General features: G+C 74.9%; 23 protein-coding genes. 9 read left to right on the forward strand and 14 right to left on the reverse strand.

Going from position 1 to position 23,388, the window contains the following annotated elements; all coding sequences use genetic code 11:
- Nucleotides 1–38 precede the first annotated feature (38 nt).
- The 3 genes from purL to purS are packed head-to-tail and all read right to left on the reverse strand — an operon-like array spanning nt 39 to nt 3,276.
- The gene (gene purL / locus G1H19_RS03185; RefSeq protein WP_235928181.1) at nt 39–2,321 is read right to left on the reverse strand and encodes a phosphoribosylformylglycinamidine synthase subunit PurL; all 2,283 of its coding nucleotides are present in this window, start codon (nt 2,319–2,321) and stop codon (nt 39–41) included.
- Between the two features lie 32 nt (nt 2,322–2,353).
- A complete protein-coding gene (gene purQ, locus G1H19_RS03190) occupies nt 2,354–3,025 on the reverse strand; it encodes a phosphoribosylformylglycinamidine synthase subunit PurQ (protein ID WP_162393173.1) in 672 nt (223 codons plus the stop codon).
- An 11-nt stretch (nt 3,026–3,036) separates the two neighbouring features.
- Nucleotides 3,037–3,276: a phosphoribosylformylglycinamidine synthase subunit PurS gene (gene purS, locus G1H19_RS24350; RefSeq protein ID WP_162393174.1), complete on the reverse strand. Its 240-nt coding sequence runs from the start codon at nt 3,274–3,276 to the stop codon at nt 3,037–3,039.
- A gap of 165 nt (nt 3,277–3,441) precedes the next feature.
- On the opposite strand from purS, the gene G1H19_RS24355 reads away from it, so the two are divergent.
- Nucleotides 3,442–4,170 (forward strand): flagellar brake protein, encoded by a 729-nt coding sequence (locus tag G1H19_RS24355; RefSeq protein WP_162393175.1) that lies wholly within the window; start codon nt 3,442–3,444, stop codon nt 4,168–4,170.
- 23 nt (nt 4,171–4,193) lie between these two features.
- Nucleotides 4,194–4,853 carry a PilZ domain-containing protein gene (locus G1H19_RS03205; protein WP_152730211.1) on the forward strand — a complete coding sequence of 220 codons (660 nt, stop codon included), beginning with the start codon at nt 4,194–4,196 and terminating at the stop codon, nt 4,851–4,853.
- A gap of 4 nt (nt 4,854–4,857) precedes the next feature.
- Here G1H19_RS03205 and G1H19_RS03210 read toward each other — a convergent pair whose 3' ends face one another.
- A complete protein-coding gene (locus G1H19_RS03210) occupies nt 4,858–5,724 on the reverse strand; it encodes a phosphoribosylaminoimidazolesuccinocarboxamide synthase (protein ID WP_162393176.1) in 867 nt (288 codons plus the stop codon).
- A complete protein-coding gene (gene purB, locus G1H19_RS03215; protein ID WP_152730212.1) occupies nt 5,721–7,028 on the reverse strand; it encodes an adenylosuccinate lyase in 1,308 nt (435 codons plus the stop codon). The genes G1H19_RS03210 and purB overlap by 4 nt, the downstream gene beginning before the upstream one ends.
- Before the next feature lie 148 nt (nt 7,029–7,176).
- Between purB and G1H19_RS03220 the strand changes: the two genes are divergently transcribed.
- On the forward strand, nt 7,177–8,709 hold the full coding sequence (locus tag G1H19_RS03220; protein ID WP_152730213.1) for an AI-2E family transporter: 1,533 nt from the start codon (nt 7,177–7,179) through the stop codon (nt 8,707–8,709).
- 82 nt (nt 8,710–8,791) lie between these two features.
- On the opposite strand, the gene purD is transcribed toward G1H19_RS03220, so the two are convergent.
- Together purD and rsgA are read right to left on the reverse strand one after the other, a co-directional pair.
- Nucleotides 8,792–10,054: a phosphoribosylamine--glycine ligase gene (purD, locus tag G1H19_RS03225; RefSeq protein ID WP_162393177.1), complete on the reverse strand. Its 1,263-nt coding sequence runs from the start codon at nt 10,052–10,054 to the stop codon at nt 8,792–8,794.
- A gap of 47 nt (nt 10,055–10,101) precedes the next feature.
- On the reverse strand, nt 10,102–11,097 hold the full coding sequence (gene rsgA / locus G1H19_RS03230; protein WP_235928182.1) for a ribosome small subunit-dependent GTPase A: 996 nt from the start codon (nt 11,095–11,097) through the stop codon (nt 10,102–10,104).
- Nucleotides 11,098–11,240: 143 nt separating this feature from the next.
- Between rsgA and G1H19_RS03235 the strand changes: the two genes are divergently transcribed.
- Nucleotides 11,241–12,296, forward strand: a complete 1,056-nt coding sequence (locus G1H19_RS03235) for a glycerophosphodiester phosphodiesterase family protein (RefSeq protein ID WP_152730215.1) — start codon at nt 11,241–11,243, stop codon at nt 12,294–12,296.
- A gap of 205 nt (nt 12,297–12,501) precedes the next feature.
- Here the strand turns inward: G1H19_RS03235 and G1H19_RS03240 are convergent, their stop codons facing one another.
- The gene (locus tag G1H19_RS03240) at nt 12,502–13,791 is read right to left on the reverse strand and encodes an adenylosuccinate synthase (protein ID WP_152730216.1); all 1,290 of its coding nucleotides are present in this window, start codon (nt 13,789–13,791) and stop codon (nt 12,502–12,504) included.
- Nucleotides 13,792–13,862: 71 nt separating this feature from the next.
- Between G1H19_RS03240 and G1H19_RS03245 the strand changes: the two genes are divergently transcribed.
- From G1H19_RS03245 to G1H19_RS03255, 3 genes are all read left to right on the forward strand, one after another.
- Nucleotides 13,863–14,486, forward strand: a complete 624-nt coding sequence (locus G1H19_RS03245; protein WP_235909808.1) for a hypothetical protein — start codon at nt 13,863–13,865, stop codon at nt 14,484–14,486.
- Between the two features lie 159 nt (nt 14,487–14,645).
- Nucleotides 14,646–15,713 (forward strand): ABC transporter permease, encoded by a 1,068-nt coding sequence (locus G1H19_RS03250; RefSeq protein WP_174277975.1) that lies wholly within the window; start codon nt 14,646–14,648, stop codon nt 15,711–15,713.
- Nucleotides 15,710–16,537, forward strand: coding sequence for an ATP-binding cassette domain-containing protein (locus G1H19_RS03255; protein ID WP_162393179.1), 828 nt, complete (start codon nt 15,710–15,712; stop codon nt 16,535–16,537). Before G1H19_RS03250 ends, G1H19_RS03255 begins: the two co-directional genes overlap by 4 nt.
- 121 nt (nt 16,538–16,658) lie before the next feature.
- Here G1H19_RS03255 and G1H19_RS03260 read toward each other — a convergent pair whose 3' ends face one another.
- The 4 genes from G1H19_RS03260 to G1H19_RS03275 form a co-directional block, all read right to left on the reverse strand.
- Nucleotides 16,659–17,066, reverse strand: coding sequence for a DUF3151 domain-containing protein (locus G1H19_RS03260; RefSeq protein ID WP_162393180.1), 408 nt, complete (start codon nt 17,064–17,066; stop codon nt 16,659–16,661).
- 5 nt (nt 17,067–17,071) lie between these two features.
- Nucleotides 17,072–18,103: a class II fructose-bisphosphate aldolase gene (gene fbaA, locus G1H19_RS03265; protein ID WP_162393181.1), complete on the reverse strand. Its 1,032-nt coding sequence runs from the start codon at nt 18,101–18,103 to the stop codon at nt 17,072–17,074.
- A 138-nt stretch (nt 18,104–18,241) separates the two neighbouring features.
- Nucleotides 18,242–19,594, reverse strand: a complete 1,353-nt coding sequence (locus G1H19_RS03270; RefSeq protein WP_152730219.1) for an FAD-dependent oxidoreductase — start codon at nt 19,592–19,594, stop codon at nt 18,242–18,244.
- A gap of 33 nt (nt 19,595–19,627) precedes the next feature.
- Nucleotides 19,628–21,061 carry an FAD-binding oxidoreductase gene (locus G1H19_RS03275; RefSeq protein ID WP_202925944.1) on the reverse strand — a complete coding sequence of 478 codons (1,434 nt, stop codon included), beginning with the start codon at nt 21,059–21,061 and terminating at the stop codon, nt 19,628–19,630.
- Nucleotides 21,062–21,141: 80 nt separating this feature from the next.
- On the opposite strand from G1H19_RS03275, the gene G1H19_RS03280 reads away from it, so the two are divergent.
- Nucleotides 21,142–21,774, forward strand: a complete 633-nt coding sequence (locus G1H19_RS03280; RefSeq protein ID WP_235928183.1) for a DedA family protein — start codon at nt 21,142–21,144, stop codon at nt 21,772–21,774.
- A 61-nt stretch (nt 21,775–21,835) separates the two neighbouring features.
- Here the strand turns inward: G1H19_RS03280 and pyrE are convergent, their stop codons facing one another.
- A complete protein-coding gene (pyrE, locus tag G1H19_RS03285) occupies nt 21,836–22,390 on the reverse strand; it encodes an orotate phosphoribosyltransferase (protein ID WP_152730221.1) in 555 nt (184 codons plus the stop codon).
- Nucleotides 22,391–22,462: 72 nt separating this feature from the next.
- Between pyrE and G1H19_RS03290 the strand changes: the two genes are divergently transcribed.
- Nucleotides 22,463–22,927, forward strand: a complete 465-nt coding sequence (locus G1H19_RS03290) for a TspO/MBR family protein (protein WP_152730222.1) — start codon at nt 22,463–22,465, stop codon at nt 22,925–22,927.
- A 161-nt stretch (nt 22,928–23,088) separates the two neighbouring features.
- On the opposite strand, the gene G1H19_RS03295 is transcribed toward G1H19_RS03290, so the two are convergent.
- Nucleotides 23,089–23,340 carry a hypothetical protein gene (locus G1H19_RS03295; RefSeq protein ID WP_152730223.1) on the reverse strand — a complete coding sequence of 84 codons (252 nt, stop codon included), beginning with the start codon at nt 23,338–23,340 and terminating at the stop codon, nt 23,089–23,091.
- Nucleotides 23,341–23,388 lie beyond the last annotated feature (48 nt).

Below are 23,388 nucleotides of genomic sequence, written 5' to 3' on the forward strand. Positions count from 1 at the left end.
ACCCGTCGCCACGATGGCCATCTTGGCGGGGTGGGGGGTCAGCTGGTGGGGACGGTGCCGGCGGGGACGGTGCCGACCGCGGCCTCCGGGGAGCCGAACAGCGCGGGCAGGGTCGCCGACCAGGCCGCGCGGAGCTCCGCCAGGGGGAGGTCCAGCACGTCCTCGACCACCAACGCGTCGCCGCCGGTCACGCCCAGCTCGGTCACCGGCACCCCGGCCGCCGCGGCGGCGGCCCGCACGGCGTCCGGCCGGGTCGTGGTGACCACGGCTCGGGCCACCGACTCGGCGAACAGCGCCGCCGTGAGGTCACCGGTCAGCCGCAGCCGCGCCCCGGTGCCGTGGCGCAGCGCGGACTCGGTGACCGCCTGGGCCAGCCCGCCGTCGGCCAGGTCGTGGGCCGAGCTGAGGGTGCCGTCGGTGGCCAGGGTGCCGATCAGGCCGGCCAGTGCCTGCTCGGCGGGCAGGTCGAGCGCCGGCGGCAGACCACCCAGGTGGCGGTGCACCACCGAGGCCCACGCCGAGCCGCCGAACTCCGCACCTGTCTCCCCGAGCAGCAGCACGGTCTCGCCGTCGGCCCGCCAGCCGGTGGGCACCCGGCGGCGGACGTCGTCCAGCACGCCGAGCACGCCGATCACCGGCGTCGGGTTGATCGCGGTGTCGCCGGTCTGGTTGTACAGGCTCACGTTGCCGCCGGTGACCGGCAGTCCGAGCGCCCGGCAGCCGTCGGCCAGGCCGCGCACGGCCTCGGCGAACTGCCACATGACCTCGGGGTTCTCCGGCGAGCCGAAGTTCATGCAGTTGGTGACGGCCAGCGGGCGGGCACCGGACACGGCCACGTTGCGGTAGGCCTCGGCCAGGTTCAGCTGCGCGCCGGTGTACGGGTCGAGTCGGGCGAAGCGGCCGTTGCCGTCCAGCGACAGCGCGATCCCGCGGTGGGTCTGCTCGTCGATCCGCAGCACCCCGGCGTCCTCGGGCTGGGCGAGCACGGTGTTGCCCCGCACGTAGCGGTCGTACTGCTCGGTCACCCAGCTCTTGTCCGCGCCGTCGGGTGAGGACACGACCGCCAGCCAGTCGGCCCGCAGGTCCGCCGAGGACGACGGCGGGGCGTCGGCCTGCAGGCCGTCCAGGTCGGCCGGGCGGGTCATCGGGCGGTGGTAGAGCGGCCCGCCGTGCGCCACCGTGCGCGGCGGGACGTCGACGATCCGCTCGCCGTGCCAGTCGATGGTGAGCCGGTCGCCGTCGGTGACCTCACCGATGACGGTGGCCAGCACGTCCCACTTCCGGCAGACGGCGAGGAACTCCTCCACCTTCGCCGGCTCCACGATGGCGCACATGCGCTCCTGCGACTCGCTCATCAGGATCTCGGCGGCGGTCAGCGTGGAGTCGCGCAGCGGCACGGTGTCCAGGTCGACGTGCATGCCGCCCGTCCCGGCGCTGGCCAGCTCGCTGGTGGCGCAGGACAGCCCGGCGCCGCCGAGGTCCTGGATGCCGGTGACCAGGTCGGCGGCGAAGATCTCCAGGCACGCCTCGATCAGCAGCTTCTCGGTGAACGGGTCGCCCACCTGGACCGCGGGGCGCTTGGCCGGCCCCTCGGCGTCGAACGTCTCGCTGGCCAGCACCGACACCCCGCCGATGCCGTCACCGCCGGTGCGGGCCCCGAAGAGCACCACCTTGTTGCCCAGCCCCTCGGCCTTGGCCAGCCGGATGTCGCCGTGCCGCATGACGCCGACGCACAGGGCGTTGACCAGTGGGTTGCCCAGGTAGCAGTCGTCGAAGAGCAGCTCCCCGCCGATGTTGGGCAGGCCCAGGCAGTTGCCGTAGCCACCGACGCCGGCCACGATGCCGGGCAGCACCCGGGCGGTGTCCGGGGCGTCGGCCGCGCCGAAGCGCAGCGAGTCCATGACCGCGACCGGCCGGGCGCCCATGGTGAGGATGTCGCGCACGATGCCGCCCACGCCGGTGGCCGCGCCCTGGTAGGGCTCCACGTAGCTGGGGTGGTTGTGCGACTCGACCTTGAAGGTCACCGCGTACCCGTCGCCGACGTCGACCACGCCGGCGTTCTCGCCGATCCCGACCAGCAGGGCGTCGCTGGCGGGCAGGTCGGCGAAGTGCCGGAAGTGCACCCGGGAGGACTTGTAGGAGCAGTGCTCGCTCCACATCACCGAGTACATGGCGAGCTCGGCGGTGGTGGGCCGGCGGCCGAGGATCTCACGGATCTCCTGGTACTCCTCCGGCCGCAGGCCCAGCTCGGCGTAGGGCTGCTCGGTGTCGGCGGTCGTGGCGGCCAGCTCGACGGTGTCCAGCTGGGGGACACCGCCCACCTGACTCGTGCCCGGAGAAGTCGGGTGGGCGGTCATGCGGTCACGACCGAGGAGAGGACGGAGGTGAAGAAGCCCAGGCCGTCCACCGAGGGCCCGGTGAGGTCCTCGACGGCGTGCTCCGGGTGCGGCATCAGGCCCACCACCCGGCCGTCGGCGCTGGTCACCCCGGCGATGTCCCGGGAGGAGCCGTTGGGGTTGCCGTCGGCGTAGCGCACCACCACCCGGCCCTCGCCCTCCAGCCGGTCCAGCTCGGCCGGGGCGGCCACGTACCGGCCCTCGCCGTTCTTCACCGGGACGACGATCCGCTGCCCCGTCGTGTACGCCGACGTCCAGGCGGTGTCCGCGCGCTCGACGAGCAGCGCCTGGTCGCGGTTGCGGAAGTGCAGGTGGCCGTTGCGGGTCAGCGCCCCGGGCAGCAGGCCCGCCTCGCAGAGCACCTGGAACCCGTTGCAGATGCCCAGCACGGGCAACCCCGCGTGGGCCCGGTCCACCACCGAGCGCATCAGCGGCGCCCGGGCGGCGATGGCACCGGCCCGCAGGTAGTCGCCGTAGGAGAACCCGCCCGGCAGGACGACGGCGTCCACCCCGCTCAGGTCGTCGTCGGCGTGCCAGAGGGCGACGGCCTCGCCGCCGGCCAGCCGCACCGCGCGTGCGGCGTCGACGTCGTCCAGGGAGCCCGGGAAGGTGATGACACCGATGCGCACAGGGGTTCTCTCTAGTCGCTGGGGAGGTGGAGCTCGACGTCCTCGATGACCGGGTTGGCCAGCAGCGTCTCGGCGATCTGCCGCAGCTCGGCGGCATCCGGCGTGCCCTCGACCTCGAGGACGAAGTGCTTGCCCTGGCGGACGCTGGTCACCCCCGGGTGACCCAGCCGGCCGAGCGCTCCGAGGACCGCCTGACCCTGGGGATCGGAGATCTCTGGCTTCAGGACGACGTCGACGACCACACGGGGCACGTGCCCCACCGTACCGTCGGGGCCGGCGCCACCGTCCCGGCAGGGCGCCGTCCGGCGGTGACGGCACCGTCCCGCCCCGCGCGTCCGACCCCTGCCGGCCGTCCCGGTCGCTACCCTCCAGGCCTCCCTCTGCTCCCCGCAGGGCCGGTCCGCAGGAGGTGCCGCGTGCCCACGACGCAGTCCGAGGACGCGCGCCCCGGCACCGACACGGCGCACCCCGAGGTGTCCAGCCGGGTGGTGCTCGTGCGGCTCGGCGAGGACGGCGGGCTGACCGGCCGGGTGCGGCAGGTCGAGCGCGGCACGGTGCTGGTCAGCCGCCCGCTGGACGAGACGGGCGAGGCCGTGTGGCTGCGCAGCGGCGACCTGGTGGAGCTCAGCTGGCAGGCCGCCGACGGCCGGCGCAGCGCCCGGGCGGAGCTGCGCGACGTGGACGCCGACGGCAGCTGCCGGCTCGTCGTCGTCGGGCCGGTCGGCCTGTCGCAGCGGCGGGACGCGGTGCGCGCACCGGCGGGCGTGCCGGTGACCATCCGGTTCGCCTCCGGGGTGGCCACCTACTCCGGGGACAGCGTGCACGCGGTGGTCGAGCTGCAGGGCGCGACGCTGGACCTCAGCGAGGGCGGCGCGCGCTGCGCGCTGCGCCCGCACCCCGCGCTGGACCCCGCGACCGGCGACGCCGGCGCGGCGCCCGGCGTCGGCACGACCGTCGAGCTGCGGCTCGAGCTGGACACCGGCCTGCTGGTGACGGCGGCCCGCCTGGTCCGGGTGCACCGCTCCACCGACCAGCGGCACGTGTGGTCGCTGGCCTTCGTCGACCTCCCCGAGCGGGCCGCCGACCGCATCCGGGCGCACGTGTTCAGCCTGCTGCGCACCGCCCGCGCGCGCGGTCTGGTCTGAGTCCCGGACGAGGGCGGCAGGCGATGGCGGACGGACCCGGCGACCTGCGCCCGGGGGCGCGCGAGGTGGTCGACGTGCTCGGTGCCGACGCCGCCGAGCCGGTGACCGGCGTCGTGCACGAGTCCGGCGCTGAGCACCTGGTGGTGTCCGCCGGCCGCCTGCGGTCCGGCGCCCGGGTGCGGCTGGACGTCGGTGCGGCCCTGCAGCTGGTCTGGCCGGGGCCGGCCGGCCTGCTCGGCCTACCGGTCGAGCTGCGCGCCGTGCGGCCCGGCGACGAACCGACCTGGGCACTGCAGGTGACCGGGCCGGCGGTGCCGACGCAGCGACGGGACGCCGTGCGGTCCTCGCTGCGGCTGCCGGTGCGGGCGGTCGCCGGTGGGCAGGAGCAGACCGGGTGGGCCGTCGACCTGAGCGAGGGCGGGCTGCGCGCGGTGTTCCGCACCCCGCCCACCGACGCCCGCGGGCTGCGCCCCCGCGACGCCGGCAGCCCGATGCAGGTCAGCGTGGACGTGGCCGGCACCGTCGTCGCCGGCCGGGCGGAGCTGGTGCGCACCCACCCCCGCACCGACGGCGCGTGGGAGGCCTCCGTGCGGTTCACCGACCTGGCCCAGAAGGACCAGGACGTGCTGCGCGCCCGGGTGTTCGCCCACCTGCGCGAGCTGCGGGCGCAGGGCCACGTCTAGGCGGTCAGCCGAAGGGCCGGCCGGTCAGCAGCTCGTAGGCACGGACGTACTTCTCCCGGGTGGCGGCCACCACGTCCCCGGGCAGCTCCGGCGGCGGGGAGACCCGGTCCCAGCCCGAGGCGGTCAGCCAGTCGCGCACGTACTGCTTGTCGAAGGACGGCTGGGCCGCGCCCGGTGACCAGGTGACCGCCGGCCAGAAGCGCGAGGAGTCCGGGGTGAGCACCTCGTCGCCGAGCACCAGCCCCGACGCGCCGGGGACGGTGCCGAACTCGAACTTGGTGTCGGCCAGCACGATCCCGGCGGCCTCGGCGATCTCCGCGGCCCGGGTGTAGAGCGCCAGCGTCAGGTCCCGCAGCGCCTCGGCCTGCTCCGTGCCGACGGCCGCCACGACGTCGGCGAAGGTGATCGCCTCGTCGTGCTCGCCCGCCTCGGCCTTGGTCGACGGGGTGAACACCGGCTCGGGCAGCCGTGAGCCCTCGACCAGCCCGGCGGTGAGGACGACGTCCCGGATGGCGCCGGTGCGCTGGTACTCCACCGTGCCGGAGCCGGACAGGTAGCCGCGGGCCACGCACTCGACCGGGGCCATCTCCAGCCGGCGCACCAGCATCGCCCGCCCCGCGACCTCGGCCGGCACGTCCGTCGTCGACAGCAGGTGGTGGGTGGCGCCGTGCGCGGTCAGCACGTCGGCCAGCTGCTCGAACCACCACACCGACAGCCCGGTGAGCACCCGGCCCTTGTCCGGGATCGGGGTGGGCAGCACGTGGTCGTAGGCGGAGATGCGGTCCGAGGCCACCAGCAGCAGCCGGTCGGCGTCCACGGCGTAGACCTCGCGGACCTTGCCTCGCGCGACCAGCTCGAACGGCACGCTCACGAGAGCGCGGCCAGCCGCTCGAACAGCGGGTCCAGGTTGGCGACGTAGCGCTCCGGCGTGCAGATCCCGTCCAGCCGGGCCTCGTCCAGGGTGACCCCGGCGTCGGCGGCCTGCTCGCGCAGCGTCTCGCGGAACGGCGTACCGCCCTGCCACGTGCGCATCGCCGCGGCCTGCACCAGGGCGTAGGACTGCTCGCGGCCCATGCCCGCCTCCACCAGCTCCAGCAGCACCGCCGAGGTGTAGATCAGCCCGCCGGTGGAGTCGAGGTTGGCGCGCATCCGCTCGGCGTCGACGACCAGGTTCTCCACCAGGCCGGTGGTGAGGTGCAGCAGGTAGTCGGTGGTGATCGCGGCGTCGGGCAGGAACACCCGCTCGGTGGAGGAGTGCGAGATGTCCCGCTCGTGCCACAGCGGGATGCCCTCCATCACCGGCACGATCGCCGCGCGCACCACGCGGGCCAGCCCGGCCACGCGCTCGGAGCGGATCGGGTTCTTCTTGTGCGGCATCGCGCTGGAGCCCTTCTGGCCCGAGCCGAACGCCTCGGACAGCTCGCGCACCTCGGTGCGCTGCCCGTGCCGCACCTCCAGCGCGACCGCCTCGCAGACGGTGGCGATGATCGCCAGCGCCGACACCCACTCGCTGATGCCGTCGCGCAGCACCACCTGGGTGGAGGCGTCGGCCGCCCGCAGGTCCAGCGCCGCCGCGACCTGCTGCTCCACCGACGGGTCGATCAGCGAGTACGTGCCGACGGCGCCGGAGATGGCCACCACGCCCACCGCCGCGCGGGCGGCGCGCAGCCGGTCCCGGGAGCGGGCCATGGCGAAGGCCAGGTCGGCGACCCGGTGGCCCCAGACGTCGGGCTCGGCGTGCACGCCGTGCGTGCGGCCCACCTTGAGCGTGTGCCGGTGGGCCAGCCCGTGGTCGCGCAGCGCGGCGACCAGCCGGTCGGCCTTGGCCAGCAGCACGTCGGTGGCGTCGGTGAGCTGCACCGCCAGCGCGGTGTCCAGCAGGTCCGACGACGTCATGCCGTGGTGCACGTAGGCCGCGGCCGAGCGGGGCTCGGTGTTGTCGGCCCAGGCGGTGAGGAACGCGATGACGTCGTGCTGGGTGGTCTCCTCGATCTCCGCCACCCGCTCCGGCGTGGGCGGCGCGGCAGCGCGCACCGGCTCGACCACGTCGGCCGGCACCCGGCCCGCGGCGGCGTGCGCCTCCAGCACCAGCGTCTCGACCCGGCACCACAGCGCGTACTTGTGCGCCTCGCTCCAGACCCGGCCCATGTCGGGGAGGGTGTAGCGGTCGATCATGCGGGTACCAGGTTCGACTGGTCAGCTGTTCGAGACACGACCCCATCCTCCCGCACCGCCCACGGCACCCTGCCCCGGCCCGACCGCACCACCCTGGACGGACCCGACCACCCGCCGGAGCACACCGGCCCAGCAGACCGAGGTCACGATGCTCCGACGCGCCACGCACGTCCTCGACCGGGCCAGGGCACGCATCCGTGCGGCACGCGAGTACGACCCCTACGCCTTCCCCGAGCGGCGGGTCGTGCTCGTCATGGACGACGAGCGGCACGGCCACCTGGAGCCCGACGACGGGCAGTACGACGACGACGAGAACGTGGCCACCTTCGGCCGCACCACCGCCTTCAGCCCGTCCCCGCCCGGCGCCGACCCGCCCGTCGAGCAGGTCCCGCACGCGGGCACCCCGGAGCCCGGTGAGCAGGCACCTCCGCTGGGCAGCCCCGCCCCGGACGCACCCGACGCCGGTGGGACCAGCGGCCCGCCCCAGGGTGGTGTGCGTCCCCGCCGACCGGCCGGGCAGCGCGACCGCAGCCGGGGCAGCCTGCTCGCCCCCGACCGGCCCGAGCAGGTGCAGACCCAGGTGCCGAACGGCCTGCGCCTGGCCGCCGCCTGGTCGTGGCGGGTGCTGCTCGTCGGTGCCGCGCTCTACGCGCTGCTGGTGGTGGCCGCGATGATGGCCGTGGTCGTCGTCCCGGTGATCGTCGCGCTGCTGCTGGCCGCGCTGCTGCAGCCGGGGGCGGCGTTCCTCGTGCGCCGCGGCTGGCCGCACTCGCTGGCCGCCACGGCGATGCTGATCGTGGGTGTCGGTGCCGTCGCCGGGATCGTCACGCTGGTGATCGAGCGGTTCACCGCCGGCTACACCGACCTCGCCGACCAGGTCGGTGAGGGCATCACCCGGGTGCAGGACTTCGTCACCGACAACTTCCCGGTCTCCCAGGCGCAGATCGACGCCGCCCTGGAGACCGTCCAGCGCAGCGTCGTCGACAACCGGGACACCCTCACCGCCGGCGCACTCACCACCGCGGCCACCCTGGGTGAGGTGCTCACCGGCTTCGTGCTGGCGCTGTTCACGTTGTTCTTCTTCCTCAAGGACGGTCGCTCGATCTGGCTGTGGTTCGTCGGGCTGGCCCCGCGCAACTCCCGGGCCTACCTCGACGAGGCCGCACGCCGGGCCTGGCGCACGCTGGTGTCCTACGTGCGGGCCACCGCGCTGGTCGCGCTGGTGGACGCCGTGCTCATCGGCATCGCGCTGTTCGTGATCGGCGTGCAGCTGCCCCTGCCCCTGGCGGCGCTGGTGTTCCTGGGCGCGTTCATCCCGATCATCGGGTCGTTCCTGGCCGGCACGGTGGCGGTGCTCGTCGCGCTGGTCACGGTCGGCCCGATCAAGGCCCTGGTGGTGCTGGGCGTCATCGTGGCGATCATGCAGCTGGAGGGGCACGTGCTGCAGCCGCTGCTGCTCGGCCGGGCCGTCCGCGTGCACCCGCTGGCCGTCGTGCTCGCCATCGCCGCAGGACTGCTGGTCGGCGGGGTGTTCGGCGCGCTGATCTCGGTGCCGCTGGTCGCCTGCCTCAACGTCGCCGGCACCTACCTCGCCCGGCGCACCGAGGGCCCGCGCCCGCCGGAACCCCTGGTCGGCCGGGCCGCCCCCGTCGTCGGCGTCACCGACGGCCACCCCGGGTGACCTTCCCCTCCCACCACAGCTCGCGCGCCTTCTGTGCCCCCAGTTCGCGCGCTCACCGTGCCTGGAGGTCGGGGGGCCGGGGTCAGGACCCGGGGACGACGATCCGGCCCTCGACGGCGGCCAGGCCGATGTCGGTGCGCCAGTGGCCGTCGGCGAGCCCGACACCGGCGACCCGGGCGTAGGCCAGCTCGCGGGCTCCGGCCAGGTCCGCCCCGACCGCGGTGACGGCGAGCACCCGCCCACCGGCGGCGTGCACGGTGCCGTCCGCGGCGAGGCGGGTGCCGGCGTGCAGCACGCCCTCGGCGTCGGCGCCGGTGACCACGCCGCCGGTGCGCGGGGACTCCGGGTAGCCCGGCGCCGCCACGACCACGGTCACCGCGGCGCCGTCCCGCCAGCGCAGCGGCGGCTGCTCACCGAGGGTGCCGGTGGCGGCCGCGTGCAGCAGGCCGGCCAGCGGGGTCTCCAGCAGCGGCAGCACGACCTGGGTCTCCGGGTCGCCGAAGCGGGCGTTGAACTCCACCACCCGCAGGCCGCGCGAGGTGAGCGCCAGCCCGGCGTACAGCAGGCCCACGAACGGCTCGCCGCGGCGGGCCATCTCGTCGACGGTGGGCTGCAGCACCCGGGTCACGCATCGCTCGACGAGATCGGCCGGGGCCCAGGGCAGCGGCGCGTAGGCGCCCATGCCGCCGGTGTTGGGCCCGCCGTCGCCGTCGTCGCGGCGCTTGTGGTCCTGGGCCGGCAGCAGCGGCCGCACCGTGACGCCGTCGCACAGGGCGAACAGCGACACCTCGGGGCCGTCGAGGAACTCCTCCACGAGCACCGCGTGCCCGGCGCCCAGCACCGCCAGCCCGTGCGCGAGGGCGGCGTCCCGGTCGGTGGTCACGAGCACGCCCTTGCCCGCGGCCAGCCCGTCGTCCTTGACCACGTACGGGGCGCCGGACTCGTCCAGGGCGGTGTGCAGCTCGGCCTCGCCGCCGACCGCCCACGCGCGCGCCGTCGGCACCCCGGCCGCGGCCATGACGTGCTTGGCGAAGGCCTTGGAGCCCTCGATGCGGGCGGCCTGCGCCGACGGCCCGAAGCAGGCGATGCCGGCCTCGCGCACGGCGTCGGCGACTCCGGCCACCAGCGGCACCTCCGGTCCGACCACCACGAGGTCGGCGCGCCACGCCACGGCCAGCGCGGCGACGGCGGCGGGGTCGTCGGGGACCACCACCAGCGGCTCGGCCACCGCGGCCGTGCCGGCGTTGCCCGGCGCGCACGCCAGGGCGTCGACCGCGGGGTCGGGTCGGAGAGCCACGCACAAGGCGTGCTCACGGGCACCGGAGCCGATCACGAGCACGCGCACGGGGAGGCAATCTACCGACCGGACGACGGCGCCCCGGTCGGCGCGGCTCAGCGGGTGGCGCCGCGGCCCGCCCGAGAGGTGCGCACCGAGCGGACCAGGGCCTTGGCCCGGGCCTGCTGGGTGGCCCGCACCCGGGCGTCGGCCCGGGCCTGCTGGCGCTCGGACTCGCGCTGCAGCTTGCGCCAGGACCGCAGCCGGTCGGGGTCCAGCACGCCGTCGTCGATGGCCGCGGCGACCGCGCAGCCGGGCTCGGTGCGGTGCTCGCAGTCCCGGAACCGGCACTGCCCGGCGGCCTCGGCCACGTCGGCGAAGGCCCGGTCCAGGCCGTCGGCGTCGTCGTGCAGGCCCAGCTCGCGCATGCCCGGGGTGTCGATCAGCAGCCCACCGCCGGGCAGCAGGTGCAGCTGCCGCGCGGTGGTGGTGTGCCGGCCGCGGCCGTCGTCGCGCACCTCCCGGGTGTCGGCCACCGCGCCGCCGGTCAGGGCGTTGAGCAGGCTGGACTTGCCGACACCGGAGGGCCCCACCATCGCCCCGGTGCACCCGGGCCCGAGCAGCGCGGCGACGGCGTCGACGCCCTGCCCGGTGAGCGAGCTGACCGCCAGCACGTGCGTGCCGGGCGCATCGGCGCGCACCGCCGCCACCTCGGCGTCGTCGTCGTCGCAGAGGTCGGCCTTGGTGAGCACCACCACCGGGCTCGCGCCGCTGCCCCAGGCCACGGCGAGGTAGCGCTGGATGCGGGTCAGCCGCAGCGGGCCGGCCAGCGAGTCGACCACCAGGACGGCGTCCATGTTGGCCGCCACCACCTGTGGTGCCGACGTGCGCCCAGCGGCGGTGCGGGTGAACGCCGACGTGCGGGGCAGCAGCTCGACGGCGACCTCGCCGCGCACCGCGACCCAGTCACCGACGGCCGGGCCCCCGGAGTCGTCGGCGTACAGCGCCGCGGACGGGACCACCCGCGCCGGGCCGCACGCGCCGAGCACCGTCAGCCGGCCGCGGTCCACGCGGGCCACCCGGGCCGGTTCGGCACCGTCGAAACGCGACACGCGCCCGGATCTCCACCCGAGGAGTGAGATGTCTGCCACAGGGGTCATGGTGCTCTGCAGGTGAGCGCTCCGTCTGCCGATTTTTCGGCATGCGTAAGGATGTCGTTCGTGCATCGGACACCTTCAGAGGGTGCGATGGAGTCATGCACGAGACCGACCAGATGGTCGTCCGTACCCAGCGTCGTCCGGCCGCTCCCGTGGTCATCGGACACCGCGGCGCACCCGGCTACCGCCCCGAGCACACGATGTCGAGCTACGAGCTCGCCATCGACATGGGCGCCGACCTGATCGAGCCCGACATCGTCCTCAGCCGCGACGGCGCACTGATCGCCCGGCACGAGAACGAGCTCTCCCTGTCCACCGACGTCGCCGCCCACCCCGAGTTCGCCGATCGCCACCGCACCCAGGTGGTCAACGGCAAGCAGCAGACCGGCTGGTTCGTCGAGGACTTCACCCTCGCCGAGCTGCGCACCCTGCGCGCGGTGGAGAAGAACCCCCATCTGCGGCCGCTGAACACCGCCTACGACGGCACCGAGGGCATCCTCACGCTGGCCGACATCGTCGCCCTGGTGCGCCGGCGCTCCACCCCGCAGCGCCGCGTGCGGGTACTGGCCGAGCTGAAGCACCCCACCTGGTACGCCGAGCAGGGCATGCCCTACACCCGGCTCGTCGCCGACGAACTGCGCCGGCTGGACGCCACGGGCGAGGACGGCCCGGTCGTCCTGCAGAGCTTCGACGCCGCCGCGCTGCGCTGGCTGCGCGCCCAGCTGGGTGAGCACGGTCCGCGGATGGTGCAGCTGGTCGACGACGAGGGCGACGAGCACGACGCCATGGTCACCCCGGCCGGGCTGCGTGAGGTCTCCACGTACGCCCAGGGCGTCGGACCGGGCAAGGGCCGGGTGCTGGTGCGCGACGCCGAGCAGAACCTCGTGGGCGTCTCGGACCTGGTCAGCCAGGCACACCGGGCCGGTCTCTGCGTGTTCGTGTGGACGTTGCGCGCGGAGAACGCGTACCTGCCGCTGCACCTGCGCCAGGGCACCGACCCGGCCGCGCTCGGTGACGCCCGCGCCGAGGTCGCACTGCTGTGGGCGCTGGGCCTGGACGGGGTCATCACCGACCACCCCGACATCGCCGTCGCCGCCCGCGCCGAGGTCACCGTCGCCACCCGCGAGCTGGTCACCGCCCGCCGCGGCGTCTGACGAAGGACCCCCTCGCCCCCACCCCTCGCAGGCTCGCGGCGAGACCCTGCGAGGGGGCCACATGCGCGGAGCGCGTCGTGGGCGGCGCCGCAGGCCCTGCTTCAGGGGCCCGCGGCGCGCGCAGCGCGTCATGGGGGCAGCGCAGGCCCCGCTGCAGCGGCCCGCGGCGCGCGGAGCGCGTCGTGGGGGGCGGCGGGGTCCTTCCTCAGTCGAGCAGGTCGTGGACGACGACGTTCTCGTCACGGCCGGGGCCGACGCCGATGACGCTGACCCGGGCGCCGGAGAGCTCCTCCAGGCGGAGGACGTAGGCCTGCGCGTTGGCCGGCAGCTCGTCGAAGCGGCGGCAGTGCGTGATGTCCTCGAACCAGCCGGGCATCTCCTCGTAGACCGGCGTGGCCCGCATGAAGTCGGTCTGGGTCATCGGCATCTCGTCGTGCCGCACGCCGTCGACGTCGTAGGCCACGCAGATCGGCACCGTCTCCAGCGAGCTCAGCACGTCGAGCTTGGTGAGGAAGAAGTCGGTGATGCCGTTGACCCGGCTGGCGTACCGGGCGATCACGGCGTCGAACCAGCCGCAGCGGCGGTCGCGGCCGGTGGTGACGCCCACCTCGCCGCCCTGCTTGCGCAGGTACTCGCCGTTCGCGTCGTGCAGCTCGGTGGGGAACGGGCCGGAGCCGACGCGGGTCGTGTACGCCTTGAGGATGCCGACCACCCGCTCGATCCGGGTGGGGCCGATGCCCGAGCCGGCCGACGCACCGCCCGCGGTCGGGGACGACGACGTCACGTACGGGTAGGTGCCGTGGTCGACGTCCAGCAGGGTGCCCTGGGAGCCCTCCAGCAGCACCCACTCCCCCGCCCCCAGCGCGTGGGCCAGCAGCAGCCGGGTGTCGACGATGCGGTGCCGCAGCTGGTCGGCGTACGCCGAGTACTCCGCGACCACCTCGTCGACGTCGATGGCCTTGCGGTTGTAGACCTTGACCAGGATCTGGTTCTTCTCCCGCAGCACGGCCTCGACCTTGTCGCGGAAGGAGTCCATGTCCAGCAGGTCCTGCGCGCGGATGCCCACCCGGGCGACCTTGTCGCCGTAGCAGGGGCCGATGCCGCGCCCGGTGGTGCCGATCTTGGACTTGCCGAGGAACCGCTCGGTGACCCGGTCCAGGGCGCGGTGGTGCGGCATGATCAGGTGCGCGTCGGAGGAGATGACCAGCCGCGAGGTGTCCACCCCGCGCTCCTCCAGGCCGGCGAGCTCACCGATCAGCACCTCGGCGTCGACGACGACGCCGTTGCCGATCACCGGCGTGCAGCCCGGCGTCAGCACGCCGGACGGGATCAGGTGCAGGGCGTAGCGCTCACCGTCGGGGGTGATGACGGTGTGGCCGGCGTTGTTGCCCCCCTGGTAGCGGACGACGTAGGGCACCCGCTCGCCCAGGATGTCCGTGGCCTTGCCCTTGCCCTCGTCGCCCCACTGGGCGCCGATCAGCACAACTGCGGGCATGGGTCGTCCACCTCGTTCACATCGATACCGGACCGTCCCCGGATGGCAGGTGGCAGGGTATCCGCATGCGGATGAGGGAACTCGACCTGCGCGGGTCGGATCCCGCCGCGGCGCCCCCGCGCAGCACGGTCACCGCCGTGCTGGAGGACGCCGAGCACGTGCTGGTGCGCGGGCCGGTGCCCGCGCTCGCCGCCGCGCTCGCGGCGCTGTGGAAGGCCGGCCGACTGCCCGCGGTGTCCCTGGGGTGGGACCCGGCCGACGACCCGGCGTCCCGGGGGCTGGCCCGCGACCTGGGCATCGGCGCCGCGGACGGCGAGCGGGAGCTGGGTCTGGTGCGCGACGACCACGGTGGTGTGCTGCTGCAGCACGGCCGGCTGGCCGCCACGGCGGACCCGGCCCCGAGCCGGTTCCGGCGCCCCGCCCGGTTCGGCGCCCAGGCGCACCACGACGACGCGCGGGTCGCCGACGGCGAGGTCAGCCGGTTGGAGGTGCGGCCCGACCGGTCGACGCCGGACACGCTGAGCGTGGCGGTGGTGACGGTGCCGCTGCGGCCGGCCCGGCGCAGCACCGGCCGGGTCCTCCAGGTGGCCTGCGACCCGGCCCGGGTGTGGCGCGACGGCGTCCTGCTGGACAGGCCGGTGAGCCGCTGGACCTGGTACGCCGACGACCGGGTGCGCTGGCGGCTCCGCCCCTGACGGCGGACCTGTCCCCCCAGCCCCGCGTCCGCCGCGCCCGGGCGTGCGGACGGGGCCCGCCCGGGGAGCCGGGAGCGGTGCCGATCGTGGACACTGGGCGCACACCCGCGCCGAGGAGGCTCCGCTGCCGTCGTCCCGCCGCCCCCGCCGGACCGGGTCGTGACTGCGCCGCGCCGGGCGGTCCTCGGCCCGTTCCGCCCCGCGCCGCAGCCCCCGGCGCCCGGGCACCGGCTGCTGCCCGAGGCGCTCGCCCGACCCAGCCTGGGTGCGCTGGTCGGGCTGGTCGCCGTGGTGGCCTTCTTCGGCGTGGAGTCCCCCGGGTTGCTGAGCACCGGGGGTCTGGCGTCGGTGCTGGACATCGCCTCGCTGCTGGGCATCGGCAGCGTGGCGGTCGCCGTCCTGCTGGTCGCCGGGCAGTTCGACCTGTCCATCGGGGTGATCTCCGTGGCCAGCTCGCTGGTGACCGCCCTGCTGGTGTCCGAGGCCGGCTGGGGCATCTGGCCCGCGCTGGCCGTCTCGCTGACCGCCGCACTGCTGATGGGGGCGGTCAACGGGCTGCTGGTGGTGAGCACCGGGCTGCCGAGCTTCCTGGTCACCCTGGCCACGTTCCTGGTGCTGCAGGGCACGTCCCTGGCGGTGGCGTCGGCGGTGGCGGGCACCTCGCGGGTGGGCGGGCTGGGCGCCGCAGCTGGCTGGGAGTCGGCCCGCCGGGTGTTCGGGGCGACCCTGCAGGTCGGTGACGGCCGGTTCCGGGTGGCCCTGCTCTGGTGGGTGCTGGTGACCGCGCTGGCCGGGTTCCTGCTCTGGCGCACCCGGTTCGGCAACGCGGTGTTCGCCAGCGGCGGCGCGCCGCAGGCCGCCCGCGAGCTGGGCGTGCCGGTGGCGCGCACCACGGTGCTGCTGTTCCTGGGCACCGCGGCCGCCGGCTGGCTGATCGGCACGCTCGGCCTGGTGCGGCTGCGCGGGGTGCAGGTCGACCCGGTGCTCGGCTCGGAGATCCAGTACCTGGTGGTCGCGGTGATCGGCGGCTGCCTGCTCACCGGTGGCTACGGCTCCGCGGTGGGCGCGGCGCTGGGCTCGCTGCTGTACGCGGTGGCCAGCCAGGGCATCGTGCTGGCCGGCTGGGACCCGCGCTGGTTCCAGGTCTTCCTCGGCGTCCTGCTGCTGCTGGCCCTGCTGGCCAACAGCATCGTGCGCCGCCGGCTGCTCGCGGTGCCCCGGTCGTGAGCACCGCGCTCGGCAGTGCCGCCGTCCCGGCCGTCGCGCCGCTGCTGGAGCTGCGCGGCGTCACCGCACGCTTCGGCAGCGTGGCCGCGCTGTCCCGGGTCTCGCTGACGCTGCGCGCCGGCGAGGTGACCTGCGTGCTCGGGGAGAACGGGTCGGGCAAGTCCACCCTGGTGGCCCTGCTGTCCGGCCTGCAGCGGCACGACGAGGGCGAGCTGCTGCTGGACGGCCAGGCGGTCCGCTTCCGCACGCCGGGGCAGGCCCGGGCGGCCGGCATCGCCACCGTGTGGCAGGACCTCGCGGTGGCGCCGGTGATGTCGGTCTGGCGGAACTTCTTCCTCGGCGCGGAGCCGACCCGGGGGGTCTGGCCGTTCCGCCAGCTCGACCTGGACGCCGCCCGGGACACCACGGTGCGGGAGATGGCCCGGATCGGCGTCACCGGGATCGACCCGGACGCCCCGGCGAGCGCGCTGCGCGCCGGGGAGCGGCACAGCCTGGCGATCGCCCGCGCGCTGCACTTCGGGGCCCGGGCGCTGGTGGTCGACGAGCCGACCGCGCCGCTCACCGTGGCGCAGCACGCCCTGGTGCTGGAGTCGCTGGTCGCCGCGCGCGGCCGGGGCCTGGCGGTGGTGTTCGTGACGCACAACCCGCAGTACGCCCACCTGGTCGGCGACCACTACGTGCTGATGGCGCACGGGCAGGTGGCCAGCAACCTCACCCGCGACGACGTCGACGTCGAGGACCTCACCCGGCTGCTGGCCGGCGGGGACGACCTGCGCCGGCTGACCGAGACGCTGCGCCAGCTGCACCCCGACCTGCCCCGCTGACCCCGCCGGGCTGATCCGCACCCGCACCCGCACCCGCAGCGTGGATCAGCTGGGTTCAGCAGTGTCCGGCCGAGTGCACCAACGCTGGTGAGCTCGGCCGGACGGTGATCAGCTCAGCTGATCACCGCTGGAGCGACGGGTCGCAGTCGCCCAGCAGCTGGGCGCAGCGCGCGGCCTCGTCGGCCTCGCCGATCCGGTCCGCGGCGGCGGCGAGGGCCTGCACGCAGCGCAGGAAGCCGCGGTTGGGCTCGTGCGACCACGGCACCGGGCCGAAGCCCTTCCAGCCGTTGCGCCGCAGCGCGTCCAGGCCGCGGTGGTAGCCGGTGCGGGCGTAGGCGTAGGCCTCGATCGTGGCACCCCGCTGCAGGGCGTCCTCGGCCAGCGCCGCCCAGGCAGCGCTCACCGTGGGGTGCGCCGCGGCCACCTCGGCCGGGGCCGTGCCCGCGGCGAGCGCGGCGTCGGCCTCGGGGTTGGTGGGCAGCTTCGTGGCGGGCGGCTCGCCGAGCAGGTTGTGGTGCGCGTGGGTCACGTCGATCAGCCCTTGCTCTGACCGGCGGACAGCAGGTCCTCGCAGGCCTGCTGCACGCGGGCGGACATCGAGGCCTCGGCCAGCTTCATGTAGGTGCGCGGGTCGTAGGTCTTCTTCACGCCCACCTCGCCGTCGACCTTGAGGACGCCGTCGTAGTTGCTGAACATGTGCCCGGCGATGGGGCGGGTGAAGGCGTACTGCGTGTCGGTGTCGACGTTCATCTTCACCACGCCGTAGCTCAGCGCCTCACGGATCTCCGACTGCGCCGAGCCCGACCCGCCGTGGAAGACCAGGTTGAACGGCTTGCTGCCCTCGGGCAGCCCCAGCTCCTTGGAGACGACGTCCTGGCCCTGCTTGAGGATCTCCGGCCGCAGCTTCACGTTGCCAGGCTTGTAGACGCCGTGCACGTTGCCGAAGGTCGCCGCCAGCAGGTAGACGCCCTTCTCGCCCAACCCGAGCGCCTTCGCGGTGGCGACGAAGTCGCCCTCGGCGGTGTACAGCTTCTCGTTGATGTCGTGCGCGACGCCGTCCTCCTCGCCGCCGACGACGCCGATCTCCACCTCGAGCACGATCTTGGCCGACGCGGTCTTCTCGATGAGCTCGGCGGCGATCTGCAGGTTCTCGTCGAGGTCGATGGCCGAGCCGTCCCACATGTGCGACTGGAACAGCGGCTCCTTGCCGGCGTCCACGCGCTCCTGGGAGAGGGCGATCAGCGGGCGGACGTAGCTGTCCAGCTTGTCCTTGGGGCAGTGGTCGGTGTGCAGGGCGATCTGCACCGGGTAGCGCGCGGCGACCACGTGCGCGAACTCGGCCATCGCCGCGGCACCGGTGACCATGTCCTTGATGCCCAGGCCGGAGGCGAACTCGGCACCACCGGTGGAGAACTGGATGATCCCGTCGCTCCCGGCGTCCGCGAAGCCCTTGAGGGCGGCGTTGACGCTCTCGGAGGAGGTGCAGTTGATCGCCGGGTAGGCGAAGCCGCCCTCCTTCGCCCGGTCGAGCATGTCGGCGTAGGCCTCGGGGGTCGCGATCGGCACGGGGACGCTCCAGGGGTTCGGTGGTGGGCATCGGGTCAGGGCTCGCGGTCAGTATCCCGGCTCGCCGGGTGCGCCGGACAGTGGGACGGACCGTCCCCGCGCATCCCCGGGTGCCGCGCGGCCGGGGTCCGTCGCGGGTCAGCCCCGGGACGACCGGCCGGCCACCCGGGCGGCGACGCTGACCGGGTCGTACACCGGGGAGAACGGCGGGGCGTAGGAGAGGTCGGCCGCGGCCAGCTCGTCGGTCGTGAGGCCCGCCCAGAGGGCCGTGGCGAACACGTCCACCCGCTTGCCGGCGCCCGCACCACCCAGCACCTGCGCGCCGAGCAACCGGCCCGACCCGCGCTCGGCCAGCACCTTCACCGTGATGCCGGTGGCGCCCGGGTAGTAGCCGGCCCGGGTGGTGCTCTGCACGGTCTCGGTGGTGTACGCGAAGCCGGCACTCTCCGCCTCCGCCGACGAGAGCCCGGTCCGGCCGATCTCCAGGTCGCCCACCTTGGTGATCGCCGTGCCCAGCACGCCGCCGAACCGCGCCGGGCGGCCGCCGATCACCGAGCCCGCGACCCGACCCTGCCGGTTGGCGTGGGTGCCCAGGGCGACGTGCGCGGCCTCGCCGGTGATCCGGGAGAACGTCTGCGCGCAGTCGCCGGCGGCGGACACCTGCCGGTGGGACCGGCTGCGCTGGGTGGCGTCGACGTCGATCGCGCCGGTGACGCCCAGCTGCAGGCCGGCGGCGTCGGCGAGCGCCACCTCCGGGCCCATGCCCAGCCCCAGGACGACGAGGTCGCACGCGTACGAGCCGGCGTCGGTGCGCACCGCGCGTGCGGTGCCGGCGCCGTCCAGCTCGATCTCCCGGGCCGCCTCCCCCGGGTGCACGTCGATGCCCATCGAGCCCAGGTGCTCGCACACCCGCAGGCCCATGTCCGGGTCGAGGGACTGCATCGGCAGGTCGTCGGCCAGCACGACGGTCACCTCCAGGCCGCGGCCCTGCAGCTGCTCGGCCATCTCCAGGCCGATGTAGCCCCCGCCCAGCACCACGGCCCGGCGGGCGCCGCCGTCCAGCACGCCGCGGATCCGGGCGCCGTCGGCCAGCCGGTGCACGCCGTGCACGCCGGGGGCGTCCAGGCCTGGGACAGGCGGCCGGCTGGGCCGCCCGCCGGTGGCCACCACGAGCCGGTCCCAGCCCAGCCGCTCGCCCCCGCCGGTGACCACCACCCCGGCGTCCAGGTCGACCTCGGTGGCCCGCGTGCCGGTACGCACCTCGATGTCGCCGGCGGCGAACTCGGCCGGGGTGCGCGCGATCAGCTCCTCGCGGGAGCCCACCGTGTCACCGACCCAGTAGGGGATGCCGCACGCGGAGAACGAGACGTCCGGGCCCTGCTCGAGCACGACGACGTCCAGCTCGTCGACGCTCCGCAGCCGCCGCGCCTGCGCGGCCGCCGACATGCCGGCCGCGTCCCCACCGATGACCACGAGTCGCTGCTGGCTCATGCCCCCACCCTCCCAGCCCCGCGCCCTCCTCGTTCAGGCCTGGGCGGAGGCGACGGCGGGGAGGTCGCCGACGGCGGCGCGGCGGAACATCGTGCCGGGGTTGAGCAGGCCCTGCGGGTCGAGTGCGTCCTTGATCGCCCGGTGCACCGACATCGACACCGGGCCGAGCTCGCGCTCCAGCCACTCGGTCTTGATCCGGCCCACGCCGTGCTCGCCGGTGATCGTGCCGCCCAGCTCCAGCCCCAGCGCCAGGATCGCGTCGAAGGCCTCGTGGGCGCGGGTGCGCTGGTCGGCGTCGGTCTGGTCGAAGACCACGGTGGGGTGCATGTTGCCGTCCCCGGCGTGCCCGACCACGGCGACGACCAGCCCGGCCCGGACGGCGACCTGCTGGCAGCCGTCCATGAAGTCCGCGATCCGCCCGCGCGGCACCGCGACGTCGTCCAGCAGCAGGCCGCTGCCCAGGCGTTGCAGCGCCGGCCAGGCCATCCGCCGGGCGGCCAGCAGCAGGTCGGCCTCGCCCGCGTCGTCGGTGGAGTGCACGAGGTCGGCACCCTCGTCGGTGCAGATCCGGGTCAACGCGGCGATCTCGGCGACCGCGGCCTCCCCGCCGGCGTCCGACTGGGCCATCAGCAGGGCGTGGGCGTCCCGGTCGAGGCCCGAGCGCATCAGGTCGTCGACGGCGCGGATGCAGGTCCGGTCCATCACCTCGAGCATGCTCGGCACCAGGCCCTCGGTGACCACACGCTGCACCACCCGGCCGGTCTGCGCCGTGCTGGCGAAGGAGGCCACCAGGGTGACCGGGGTCGCCGGGGCGGGCCGCAGCGACAGCGTGGCCTCGGTGATCACGCCGAGGGTGCCCTCCGACCCGACGAACAGCCGGGTCAGGTCGTACCCGGCGACGCCCTTCACGGTGCGCCGGCCGGTGCGCAGCACGCGACCGTCGGCCAGCACCACCTCCAGGCCGAGCACGTGGTCGGACGTGACGCCGTACTTGACGCAGCACAGGCCGCCGGAGTCCATGGCCAGGTTGCCGCCGAGGGTGCACCAGTCGTAGCTGGCCGGGTCCGGTGGGTAGTAGAGCCCCAGCCCGGCGACGGCGTCGCGCAGCGCGCGGGTCACCACCCCCGGTTGGACGACGGCCAGCCGATCGGTCGCCGACACCTCCAGCACCGCGTCCATCCGGGTGGTGACCAGGGTGATCACGCCGTCCACGGCGTTGGCCGCGCCGACCAGCCCGGACCCGCCGCCCCGCGGGACGACGGGCACCCCGTGCCGCGACGCGGTCTGCATGACGGCGACCACGTCGGCGGTGCTGCGCGGCAGCACGACGGCGGCGGGGACCCCGGCCTCGGCGAACATCGCCTGGTCGCGGGAGTAGCCGGCGGTGACGTCGGGGTCGGTGAGGACGCTGTCGGTGCCGAGTGCGGCGCGCAGGTCGGCGACCCAGCTGGGTGTGGTGACGGTCACCCGTGCGACGGTACGGTGACCCCGTCCCGGGCACCGTGCCCGTCCAGCCGTCTCCCAGGATGCGCCCCTACGGTGCGCCGGTGACCACCGAGGCCCTGCCCCAGCTCCTGGACGCGCAGCACCTGCTCGACGCCTTCGGCCTGGCCGGCGTGCTGCTGATCGTGTTCGCCGAGACGGGGCTGCTCGTCGGCTTCTTCCTGCCCGGGGACTCCCTGCTGTTCACCGCCGGGCTGATCGCGGCCGGCGGCATCGCCGGGGTGAGCCTCGCGCCGCTGTGGGTGCTGCTGGTGCTGATCCCGCTGGCGGCGATCGCGGGCAACCTGGTCGGCTACGCGATCGGGTACCGGGCCGGGCCGGCGGTGTTCCACCGCGAGGACGGCCGCTTCTTCAAGACCGCCCACGTCGACCGGGCGCACGCCTTCTTCGAGCGGCACGGTGCCCGCACGATCGTGCTGGCCCGCTTCGTGCCCGTGGTGCGCACCTTCGCCACCGTGATGGCGGGGGCCTCCCGGATGAGCTTCGGGGCCTACGCGCTGTACTCGGTGGTCGGCGGTGTGCTGTGGGGCGCCGGGGTGACCGTGCTCGGGTACTGGCTGGGTGGGGTGGACGTCGTCCGGGCGCACGTGGAGGCGTTCGCCCTGCTGGTGGTGCTGCTCTCGCTGGTGCCGGTGGGCGTCGAGTACCTCCGCACCCGCCGCCACCGCCCCGCCTGACTCCTCCGGGCGAAAGTCAGGCGGGCCGGGGCCAGGCGGGCCGGGGCCAGGCGGGCCGGGGTCAGGCGAGGCCGAGGTCGGCGAGCTCGAACGCGGCGCGGTACTCCAGGCCGGCGGCCTGGACGGCGGCCCGGGCCCCGCGGTCGACGACGACGGCCACCGCGATCACCTCGGCGCCGGCCTCCTGCAGGGCCTCGACGGCGGTGAGCGGGCTGCCGCCGGTGGTGGACACGTCCTCGACCACGAGCACCGCCCGGCCGGCGACGTCCGGGCCCTCGATCCGCCGCTGCAGCCCGTGCGCCTTGCCCTGCTTGCGGACGACGCAGGCGTCCAGGAACCCGGCGCCGTCGGAGGCGGCGTGCAGCATGGCCGTGGCCACCGGGTCGGCGCCCAGCGTCAGCCCGCCGACGACGTCGTAGACCAGGTCGCCGGTGAGCTGGCGCATCACCCGGCCGACCAGCGGCGCGCCCTCGTGGTGCAGCGTGAGGCGCCGCATGTCGATGTACCAGTCGGCCTCCCGACCGGAGCTCAGGGTGACCTTCCCGTGCACCACGGCCAGGTCGACGATGAGCTGCCGGAGCCGGTCACGGTCGGGATGGGCGGTCGCTGCGGTCATGGCCTGACCCTAGGAGACCCGGCGGGGCGCCACAGGGGCGGTCCACCGGCCGGCAGGCGCACCATGGCGGGCATGACGAGCACCCGGGACCGGACCGCGGCCGCAGCACTGTGCGTCGGGGCGGCGGTGACCGGCGGGCTCGCCACCGACGCCGACAGCCGGTGGTTCCGCGGGCTGGACCTGCCGTCCTGGTACCCGCCGCCGCAGACCTTCGGCATCGTGTGGACGGCGCTCTACGCCGGCATCGCCTGGAGCGGCGGCGAGGTGCTGGCCCGCAGCTCCGGCCGGGAACGCGCCGGGTTCGCCCGCGCCTACGGCGCGAACCTGGCCCTGAACACCGCCTGGACGCCGCTGTTCTTCCGGGCGCACCGGCCCTGGGCGGCCACGGTGGAGAGCGCCGCGCTGACCGTCTCCACGGTCGACCTGGTGCGCCGGGCGGCCCGGGTGAGCCGCCCGGCGGCGGCCGCACTGGTCCCGTACGCCGCGTGGACGGCGTTCGCCACCGTCCTGTCCGGGGCCATCGCCCGCCGCAACTGAGGCCTCCGGCGGGACCACGACGGGGGTCGATGCCGCCGGTCACCGCTCGTCGAGCGACTCGCGTCCGGTCCGGAGGACGGACGAGCACCCGGCGGACCCGGAGGTACGACGTCCATCGATCCCGATCGACGGCCCGCGCACAGCCAGCACGATGCGCTCGCCTACGTGCGGGATCGGAAGTGCTGCCGCAGCCAGCGACCGAGTGAGATGACCACGGCGCTGAGCGAGATCGCGAGAACAGGGTTGATGTACGCGGGGACCATGTCGAACGTGGGGTTGCAGAACTGGCGCACCGGTATGTCGGAACTCAGCTCGAGGTAGGCCTTCGCGTCGAACGGCTGGCCGTAGTGGAGCTCGCAGTGCTCGCCGATGTCGAAGGGGTGGTACTGGAGCGCTACGTAGGCGTAGAGCACCACGAAGATCGCACTGCTCCAGACGACAGCAGCCGTGCGTGACACCGG

The sequence above is a fragment of the Goekera deserti genome (assembly GCF_010685995.1).
In the GTDB taxonomy this organism is placed as follows: Bacteria; Actinomycetota; Actinomycetes; order Mycobacteriales; family Geodermatophilaceae; genus Goekera; species Goekera deserti.